Below are 9,971 nucleotides of genomic sequence, written 5' to 3' on the forward strand. Positions count from 1 at the left end.
TCATCCGTTTTTTTCTTTACTCATTTTTCAGCACTCTCTTTCTTACCAATTTTCTCGAGCACACACTCCCTGCTCTCCCTTCCCCGCGCCAGAGAACGTGGCATGCACATGTCCTGTCGCCTCCTCTTATTCAAGAAAGGATTAACCTTTTTTTTAGCAGAAAGGGCCGATATACGAGAGAAACCTCGGATTCTATAATAGCAGTAATGGGGAATCGTATTAAATGCGAATTAAAGGGAGTTAGGAATTTATTCCTTACTCCCTTTTTGAGGCTTTAAAGGTGAGAGACCCTAGGCTCGAACCGGTACCCCATTATAGCTATTATGAAGACATCCGAGGGAATCTCGAGTATATCGGACCGTTAGGTCCTCCTTCTCTTTCTATGCACAAAAAAAGAGTTAACGCAGTTTGCGTTAACCCTTTCTGTTAGCTTTTATTTAATAAGAGCAAGTGCGGCTTGCACGTGTGCAATGCTGCGTTCTCTGCCAAGCAATTCAATCGTCTTGCCAATCTCCGGCCCGTGTGTTTGTCCACTCGTAGCCACACGAATTGGCATAAACAAGTTTTTACCCTTCACGCCAGTTTCCTTTTGAACTTCCTTGATCGCTGCAAGAATACTTGGTTCATCGAATGTTTCCATTGATTCTAATTTCGCAACAAAAGCGTTCAATACAGTTGGAACTGTTTCGCCTTGAAGAACTTCTTTAGCTTGTTCATTTTCCACTTCGAAATCTTTTCTGAAGAATAGCGCTGATAACTCAACGATTTCATTCATGTAGCTCATTTGGTCGTGGTATAAAGCCACTAATTTCACTAACCATGCATGTTCTTCAGGAGAAACTTCTTCTTTCACAATGCCTGCTTCTTTTAATTGAGCAATCGCCATTTCAGCGACTTCTTCTAATGGAGTTTTCTTCACGTATGTGTTGTTAATCCATTCTAATTTCTTAGGATCGAAGGCAGCTGGTGATTTACCAAGACGTTTTTCGTCGAAGATTTCGATGAATTCTTCACGGCTGAAGATTTCGTGTTCCCCTTGAGGAGACCATCCTAGAAGCGCGATAAAGTTAAACATCGCTTCTGGTAAGTACCCTAAGTCTTTATATTGTTCGATGAATTGTAGGATTGATTCATCACGTTTAGATAATTTCTTACCTGTCTCCGTATTAATGATTAAAGTCATATGTCCGAAACGTGGGGGTTCCCAACCGAATGCTTCGTAAATCATTAATTGTTTTGGAGTGTTCGCAATATGGTCATCTCCACGTAAAACGTGAGTGATTTCCATGAAGTGGTCATCCACTGCTACTGCGAAGTTGTAAGTTGGCATTCCGTCACGTTTTAAGATAACGAAGTCGCCACCAACACTTGTAGATTCGAATGAAATGTCACCTTTAACGATATCGTCGAATGCGTAAGTTCCTTGTTTTGGAACACGGAAACGAACAACAGGAGTGCGCCCTTCTGCTTCAAAAGCGTCACGTTGCTCTTGTGTTAAGTGAGCATGTTGACCGCTGTAGTGAGGCATTTCGCCACGAGCACGTTGCGCTTCACGTTCTGCTTCCAATTCTTCCTCTGTCATGTAGCATTTATACGCTTTATCTTCGGCAATTAATTGCTCGATTAGTGGATTATAAATGTGTTCACGTTCTGATTGACGGTAAGGCCCGTATTTGCCAGGTTTGTCTGGACCTTCATCCCAATCCATTCCAAGCCATGTTAAGTTTTCTAATTGGCTTTCTTCACCGTGTTCAAGATTTCTCTTGCGGTCAGTATCCTCGATACGGATGATGAACTCTCCACCATAATGTCTCGCGAATAAATAGTTAAATAGAGCTGTACGGGCATTCCCGATGTGTAAGTGCCCTGTTGGACTTGGTGCATAACGTACACGCACTTTATCTGTCATTGTAAAACTTCCTTTCTTTTGTCATCCTTCTTATTGTAAAACTTTTCAATGGGGATTTCCATGATTAATTTACAACTCTTCTAAAATATATTTAAAATCTTTTTCTTCCATCTTTTGAATGAGAATCACTCCGTCGCCCAGTGGAAGTAAAGTTGATTTTAATGTTGGGTCGCTTTGAACCAAATCAAGGAACATATTGAGACGGCGATGAATCTTACGCACACGTCTTGGGCGCTCCATCACGTCTTCTAAAATCGTTCCCCCTTGGAAAATATCGTCCACCATTAGTACGCCACCAACTTCAAGCACGTCCATGCAATAGGGGAAGAACTCGATGTATTTGGCTTTGGCGCTATCCATAAATAGGAAGTCGTATTTTCCTTGTTCTAACGTTGGTAAAATATCTGCCGCATCGCCTTCAAGTTGTGTGATACGGTCGGCTAACCCTAGTCTTTCAAAGTTGGCTTTGGCACGGCTATACATTAATTCATAGCGATCGATGGTGGTTACTTTCGCTTGTGGTGAAGCTGTGGCCATCAAACTCGCTGAGAATCCGACTGCCGTTCCAATCTCTAAAATATTTTTTGGTTGGTACAATCCAACAATAAAATCTAGAAACACAGCTGTTTCATGAGGAATAATTGGAATTCCTAATTCATTGGCTGTATTTTCTAATTCACCCAAGCCACCCGGAAAACGGCGTTGACTTGAACGCATGTACTCGACCAGTTCCGGTTTGACAACTGGTCTGTGCATCATTTCGTTTAACATAAATTCTCCTTTGATTAGAATCCGCCACCGCCGGATCCTCCACCACTACCACCGCTCGATCCGCCAGAGAATCCTCCGCCGAATCCACCAGAGTTGCTGCTTCCGTTCACAGCAGTATCCGCAGTGTTGTATGAGCTTGTAAATGTCTTATTAAAATCAGAAACAGGATAGTAAATTGTTCCGTTTTGATTTGAATAGAAAATACTGTTTGGTAATTGGTCTGGTATTAATTTTTTCAACACTTTGATCACGTGTTCCGCTACACCTAAAGGGATGGCATAAACAAGGAAGTGATCCCACAGTTGAATACTTGGTAAATCTTCGATTCGCTTCATTGGTGAGAGATCTTTTAGCATTTGTTTAAAGGCTTGCCATTTACGATAACGTAATTCCCCTTCAAGAGAACGACGGTTGGCAAAAATTCCTGTCCCGATAAGCGTTAATGGGCCAACGATACAGAGTACGCCTGCAACAGTCCACAATAAATAATTTGAATTCTTCGTTAAGAAGGCCGCACCAATCGTTAAAGCCCCGATGATAACGAGTAAGCATCCTGGGAATCCGCTACGTCCTTGAGGTTCATCTTTACCAAAACGTGTGACACGGTATTTCTCAGCGGCTGTATCGACAGCCCCCATCCATTTTTGACATTCATTATAGTAAGTTGTTGAATTATTTTTCGCATACTTCTTCACTTCTTCCAGTTCAATCGTTTTTCTTGTACCGCCAACGATATCAAAAAGTAAATGAAGCGCTAATTTTTCATGACGAAGCATTTCTTGTTTATTGTCCACAAGCGTAATTGTATATGGCTCAGTATCGGATAACTTCAAGACTTTCTTACGAACAAGGTCCATCACTGTTGCACTAAAGTCTTTCATATCTGTTTTTCCATAAACTGCCTGATTCATGACGGCTGGCGTAATATCTTCAGGAAGTTCATAGAGATGATCTGGAATATGTTGTACTTGAGCAAGACGTTTACGATTCGCAAAGAATCCTGTCGCAAAAGCATAAACCATATTTAAGGCAAGTAAAACCCACCCTACAATCATTCCGATGAAGCCTGTGTTTTTAAGAGCTTTAGCTTCATTGATGAGCTTTTCCTCTTCGGCTACGATACGGTCAAACGCTTTTTCATTTTTCACATTTGTATTCGCATGCGTCAATGTTTGTGGGAATAACATATGCACTTCCACAAAATCTCCACTTTCGTTTTGAGGGGCCGTGAGCGTTACCGAACGATAGTCGCTCGCAATTTGAACATTCCCGTTTTGGCCTGCGCCATGTCCCCATGCACGAAGCGTTTCCCTTGAAGCTGTTCCAGGAATATTCACCTTCACCGTAATATTGCGTTGGTCGATTTCCCACTCTTTTCCGACTACTTTACGGTTTAATTCCGCCGTATCCAAGTAGTTCGTAATGAGTTTTGGAATCGTATATTGGAAAGTCACTTTTAATTTCGAGTTCGAAAATGGGAAAAATACTTTGAACTGAATCTTCGAACCACTGTCCGTTAATTGATACGTTCCCTTTTTCCCAGAATTCTCCTGGTTCATTAACAAGCGACCTTCACTTGTTTCTAAATACGCATTGACATCTGTTGGTTTCCCAAAACCAGAGTAATCCAAGTTGTAGAAGACCCCGTTATACGCACCGTCTGATTGGAAAGTGATTGTTTCGAAGAACTGAACGTCCCCATTTTCTAAAATATTTGCTTCGATATCATACTTATCAACGACTAAACTTCTCGCATCAACCGTAGTACCGAGTCCCAAAAAGGCAACTAATCCTAATAATAACGTGATAATCCAACGTTTCATTTGTTTCATATGCTCACCTCTATAAAAGAAGTGTGCGATGACTGCCGACTTCCACGAAGCACTTCGCCGTCACCGTCACACAGATTGTTTTCGTTTCTTACATTACTGATCCGACAATATTTAATTTCTTCTTCAAGTAGAATTTACCAGCAAGAGCCGCAGCCCCGATGAGTAAGTACCACTCGTAACTCATCACAATGTTGATCACAGATGGGATGTATTGTTGGCTTAACACCACTAAGATTAACCAAGCGACCATCGCAACCGTACTTACAACTAAGTAACGGATATAACCACGTTGACCTTTTGGATTGTCAAATTTCGGTGCATTCTTAGAAATGGCAAGCATCACAAATGCCCCTGCGATAAAGTTGATTAATAGTGTAAATAATCCCATTGGTTGAGTGTCTGCACTTGGGTTTAACATCAACATTACTCCTGTAACAAGAGCGAATAATCCGCCGACTAGTAATCCACCATCGACTGCAATTTGCCAGTCTGGAGATTTTGCATCTGGATCTTTAGTTGGTCCAGCTACGATTGACTGAACGCGTTCTGTTACCGTACCAAACAATTGACGAGCTGTTACGCCCGCTTTTTGTTTTTCAACGATTTCTGGAAGCATCACCGATAATTCTTTTTCGATTTGCGCTTCGTCAAATCCAGCTGCTTTTAAATCGCGTTCTAATTGATAGATGTATTGTTCATTTTTATTTGTTAATTCTGCTTTAAGAGCGTCTAGTGACACTACTACTACTTCTTCTTGTACGTTTTGTTCTGACATGCTACAATCCTCCGATAACCTTATACATTAAATCTAAAGAGCATTACGTCGCCATCTTGCACGACATATTCTTTACCTTCTTGACGAACTTTTCCGTTTTCTTTTGCAGCCGTCATACTACCGTATTCTAGTAGGTCTGCGTAGGCTACAGTTTCGGCACGGATAAATCCACGTTCGAAGTCTGAGTGGATGATTCCCGCACATTGCGGAGCTTTCATACCGCGACGGAATGTCCACGCACGTACTTCTTGTTCACCCGCTGTAAAGTAAGTCGCTAATCCTAATAAGTGGTATGCTTTTTGGATTAAGATATCTAACCCTGAGATTTCGATACCCATTTCTTCTAAGAATGCTTGTTTCTCTTCTTCCTCTAATTCGGCTACCTCTTCTTCGATTTTCGCACAAATCACAACGACTTCTGCATCTTCTTTTGCAGCATAATCTTCTACTAATTGCACATATTGGTTATGGCCACCTTCCATCACGTCATCTTCAGAGATGTTTGCGATGTAAAGCATTGGTTTTGTTGTTAAAAGGAATAAGCCTTTCACGATTGGAAGTTCTTCGTCTGTGAATTCAATCGTACGTGCTAATTTTCCTTCTTCTAAGACAGGTTTGATTTTTTCTAAAACTGCAAGTTCTGCAACCGCGTCTTTATCTTTAGTTTTCGCAATTTTTGCCACACGAGCGATACGTTTGTCCACTGACTCAAGGTCGGCTAACACTAACTCTAGGTTAATTGTTTCGATGTCGGCGATTGGGTCAACTTTCCCAGCCACGTGTGTAATATTTTCGTCTTCAAAACAACGAACGACTTGGCAAATCGCATCTACTTGACGGATATGGCTTAAGAATTTGTTTCCAAGACCTTCCCCGCGGCTTGCCCCTTTCACGATTCCCGCGATATCTGTAAATTCAAATGTCGTTGGAACAGTTTTCTTGGGTTTCACTAATTCTGTTAGTTTTTGTAAACGAAGGTCTGGCACTTCTACCACTCCGACGTTAGGGTCAATCGTCGCAAACGGATAGTTCGCTGCTTCGACCCCTGCTTTTGTAATTGCATTAAATAATGTTGACTTCCCAACGTTTGGTAAGCCGACGATTCCAGCTGTTAAGGCCATTTGTCACACTCTTTCTTTATTTGTTTTCTTCGGCCGCTACTACAGTGACCTTTTTCATCTTCTTCTCGAATTCCCGTCTTGGCATTAGGACCATTTGACCACAGTGATCACACTTGATACGAATGTCCATCCCCATACGGATGATTTCCCAGGAATTCGTTTGGCACGCATGCGGCTTTTTCATTTCCACATGATCGTGTAATTGATACGTTGTTCCTGCTTTCATACAGACTCCTTTTTAATCGTCTAATTCGATTTCTAATACTTCTAAAATACGTGTTAAATCCTTTTGAGAAAGGTATTCAATCTCGATTTTTCCACGCTCGCCTTTTTCGACGATTTGCACGCTTGTTCCGAATTTATCCATTAAGCGTTCTTCTGATTCAACGATATACATAGATTTCTTCGGCTTCGCTGCTTTTTTAACGACTTTCTTGACTGGTTCATTAATCGATTGAACGAGTTGCTCCAAGGCACGAACTGTCAAGCCTTCCTTCACCGCTTTTTTAGCGACCGGTAAGATTTTCGTTTGGTCTTTTAATCCAAGTAAAGTACGTGCATGCCCTGCTGACAACTCGCCATTTTGAACGAGTTCTTGCACAGGAACTGGCAATGTTAATAAACGTAAGAAGTTTGCCACATATGAACGACTCTTGCCGACACGATTTGCGACTTCTTCTTGTTTTAATTTCAATGAATCCATCAATGTGCGGTAAGCCATCGCTTCATCTAATGGTTTCAAGTTTTCACGTTGTAAGTTTTCGACAACCGCGATTTGAATCATCGTTTCTTCAGAGTAGTCACGTACGATTGCCGGAATCGTTTCTTTCTCGGCTAATTTAGACGCACGCAAGCGACGTTCCCCAGCCACAAGCTCGTAGCCTTTAATTTTCGACTTACGAACGATGATTGGTTGGAAGACTCCATTTTGACGAATTGATTCTGCTAATTCTGCCAAGCCCTCTTCATCAAACTCTTTACGAGGTTGATATGGGTTTGGACGAATTTCTGAAACGGCAATTTGTTGAATTTGTTCTGAATCTTGAACTTGCTCCAATGCATCGATTGTATCCAAGTCATTCATGAATAACGCATCGATTCCACGTCCAAGACCTTTTCCTTTTTGATTTTTACTCATGTGCCAACACTTCCTTTGCTAACTCCATGTACACTTCAGCACCACGAGAGCGTGGATCGTAGTCGACAATCGCTTGTCCGTAACTTGGCGCCTCAGATAGACGTACGTTTCTAGGAATAATTGTTTTATATACTTTTTCACGGAAATACTTAATCACATCGTCTTTCACTTCGTTCCCTAAGTTCGTACGCGCATCGTACATCGTTAAAAGAACTCCCTCAATCTTCAACTGCGGATTGAAGTGTTTGCGAACCATCGTGATTGTGTTCATGAGTTGTGACAACCCTTCAAGTGCGTAGTATTCACATTGCACAGGAATTAGAACTGTGTCGCTGGCCGTAAAAGCATTCATTGTCAAATGCCCTAGTGAAGGTGGGCAGTCGATAAAGATATAATCGTAGTCATCTTTAATCTTCTTCACGGCTTCCTTCAAGCGTTGTTCACGACGTGGTTGGCTCGTTAACTCGATTTCGGCACCTGCTAACTGAATCGTAGAAGGAGCAATCATCAAGTTTTCGCGCGTTGTCGGTACAATGACATCAGCCATTGGTACTTGGTTGACTAAAACATCATATACATCTTGTTCTAGCTCTCCTTTTTGCACGCCAAGACCACTCGTCGCATTTCCTTGAGGGTCACTATCAATAATCAATACTTTTTTGCCATGAACGGCAAGTGCTGCAGCCAAACTCACTGTCGAAGTTGTTTTCCCAACTCCACCTTTTTGGTTGGCAACGGATATCACACGTCCCATATTCTTCCTCCATGTTTTCTTGTTATAAAAAAGGGAGAATGCAAGCATTCTCCCTCTCGCATGTCTACAAAATGTTCTTCATTTCTCGCAATATTTTGTTCTTTTCTATTGTAACAAAAAAGCGCCTTTTTTTGTAGTCATAGCGGTTTTATTTTACGAAAAAAGCTTCGCCCTTATTGCGGCAAAGCTTTCTTTTGTTGTTCATTAAATTGTAAGTACGCGATAGAGTATTCTTTACGTATTTGTTCGCCTTCATCCGTTACCTTAATTTCAACATTTGTAATCAGATTTCCAGCGCCATCTGTCTTGATTTTTAACTCGACTTTAGACGTATCCGTCGTCGCAATTTCAAGAACCGACGTCAATGCCTTACGAATCGCTTCATCGTTTCCTGTATAGGTCTTCTCGTACCCAGAGAACGTCTTCTTCCAAGGCACTTCTTGATGAATTTCCTTCGTTAATTGAATCACCTTTGCATACGGAAAAACAACCGTATTTTGAAGACTTGAGGCTGCTGTAATGGTTTGTTCCCACTTGTCTTGATAGTAGCGAATAAACCCAACATTGGCATCCGCAATCACTTCGAGCTGGTTGGTTACCTTACCAGCATTTTTATCGATTTTCGAGCCGTATCCTGTGCCGTCTTTCCACGCGCTAGCACTTGCTACCGTTTGTGCCCCAGGAGTTTTCGACCCTTCCTTATAGTCCGATTGCTTCACAGTAATATGATAATTGGAAACCGACTCTTCAGAGCTTGCGATTTGTTCTTGGACCGCCTCTGTTGATAAGCCATTTCCACAAGCAGATAAAACGCATAGAAACGCCATTAATACTGTACTTTTAATCCATTTCATGATTTTACCTCCTCCTTATCATCCGTTTTATTATAGCAAACTTCCTTCAAAAATTCTCTTAAAATAAAATATTAGAAAAACAGCTACAAAATAAGCTGGGCACTAGGCCCAGCTTACACAGTTTGCGTGGCAACGTCCTACCCTCGCAGGGAGAAACCCCCAACTACTATCGGCGCTAAGAAGCTTAACTTCTGTGTTCGAGATGGGAACAGGTGTATCCTTCTTGCCATCGTCACCACACTTTATCTTCTGAAAAAACTTTCGTTCTTTCAAAACTGAATCTATATCCAACTCCATCAATCTACCAGCTATACAACTCGTGGTTAAGTCCTCGACCGATTAGTACTAGTCCGCTCCATGCCTCGCGGCACTTCCACTTCTAGCCTATCTACCTGATCGTCTCTCAGGGGTCTTACTCATTTAAAATGATGGGAAATCTCATCTCGAGGGGGGCTTCACGCTTAGATGCTTTCAGCGTTTATCCCGTCCACACATAGCTACCCAGCGATGCTCTTGGCAGAACAACTGGTACACCAGCGGTGTGTCCATCCCGGTCCTCTCGTACTAAGGACAGCTCCTCTCAAATTTCCAACGCCCGCGACGGATAGGGACCGAACTGTCTCACGACGTTCTGAACCCAGCTCGCGTACCGCTTTAATGGGCGAACAGCCCAACCCTTGGGACCGACTTCAGCCCCAGGATGCGATGAGCCGACATCGAGGTGCCAAACCTCCCCGTCGATGTGAACTCTTGGGGGAGATAAGCCTGTTATCCCCAGGGTAGCTTTTATCCGTTGAGCGATGGCCCTTCCATACGG

Annotated in this window: 9 protein-coding genes and 2 rRNA genes; all 11 read right to left on the reverse strand. The window is 42.2% G+C overall.

The genetic code is table 11. From position 1 onward, the window contains the following. Nucleotides 1-433: 433 nt before the first annotated feature. The gene (gltX, locus tag ADH02_RS03230) at nt 434-1,909 is read right to left on the reverse strand and encodes a glutamate--tRNA ligase (protein ID WP_048782563.1); all 1,476 of its coding nucleotides are present in this window, start codon (nt 1,907-1,909) and stop codon (nt 434-436) included. A 69-nt stretch (nt 1,910-1,978) separates the two neighbouring features. Beyond that, nucleotides 1,979-2,680, reverse strand: coding sequence for an O-methyltransferase (locus tag ADH02_RS03235; RefSeq protein WP_048782565.1), 702 nt, complete (start codon nt 2,678-2,680; stop codon nt 1,979-1,981). Between the two features lie 14 nt (nt 2,681-2,694). Continuing rightward, nucleotides 2,695-4,512, reverse strand: a complete 1,818-nt coding sequence (locus tag ADH02_RS03240) for a DUF2207 domain-containing protein (protein WP_048782567.1) — start codon at nt 4,510-4,512, stop codon at nt 2,695-2,697. Nucleotides 4,513-4,600: 88 nt separating this feature from the next. Next, nucleotides 4,601-5,287, reverse strand: a complete 687-nt coding sequence (locus ADH02_RS03245; protein WP_048782569.1) for a DUF1129 domain-containing protein — start codon at nt 5,285-5,287, stop codon at nt 4,601-4,603. A gap of 20 nt (nt 5,288-5,307) precedes the next feature. Continuing rightward, nucleotides 5,308-6,408 (reverse strand): redox-regulated ATPase YchF, encoded by a 1,101-nt coding sequence (gene ychF / locus ADH02_RS03250; RefSeq protein WP_048711624.1) that lies wholly within the window; start codon nt 6,406-6,408, stop codon nt 5,308-5,310. A 16-nt stretch (nt 6,409-6,424) separates the two neighbouring features. Further along, entirely contained in the window at nt 6,425-6,634 is a 210-nt protein-coding gene (locus ADH02_RS03255) for a DUF951 domain-containing protein (RefSeq protein WP_048711626.1), read from the reverse strand. Nucleotides 6,635-6,646: 12 nt separating this feature from the next. Then, the gene (locus ADH02_RS03260) at nt 6,647-7,546 is read right to left on the reverse strand and encodes a ParB/RepB/Spo0J family partition protein (RefSeq protein ID WP_048782571.1); all 900 of its coding nucleotides are present in this window, start codon (nt 7,544-7,546) and stop codon (nt 6,647-6,649) included. Continuing rightward, entirely contained in the window at nt 7,539-8,300 is a 762-nt protein-coding gene (locus ADH02_RS03265; protein ID WP_048709805.1) for a ParA family protein, read from the reverse strand. Before ADH02_RS03265 ends, ADH02_RS03260 begins: the two co-directional genes overlap by 8 nt. A 173-nt stretch (nt 8,301-8,473) precedes the next feature. Beyond that, nucleotides 8,474-9,154, reverse strand: coding sequence for a hypothetical protein (locus ADH02_RS03270; RefSeq protein WP_048782573.1), 681 nt, complete (start codon nt 9,152-9,154; stop codon nt 8,474-8,476). Nucleotides 9,155-9,278: 124 nt separating this feature from the next. Continuing rightward, nucleotides 9,279-9,394 (reverse strand): 5S ribosomal RNA (rrf, locus tag ADH02_RS03275). A gap of 79 nt (nt 9,395-9,473) precedes the next feature. Continuing rightward, a 23S ribosomal RNA gene (locus ADH02_RS03280) occupies nt 9,474-9,971 on the reverse strand; the annotation flags it as partial.

Origin of the sequence: Streptococcus sp. 263_SSPC, assembly GCF_001071995.1 — a bacterium.
Classification (GTDB): domain Bacteria; phylum Bacillota; class Bacilli; order Lactobacillales; family Aerococcaceae; genus Granulicatella.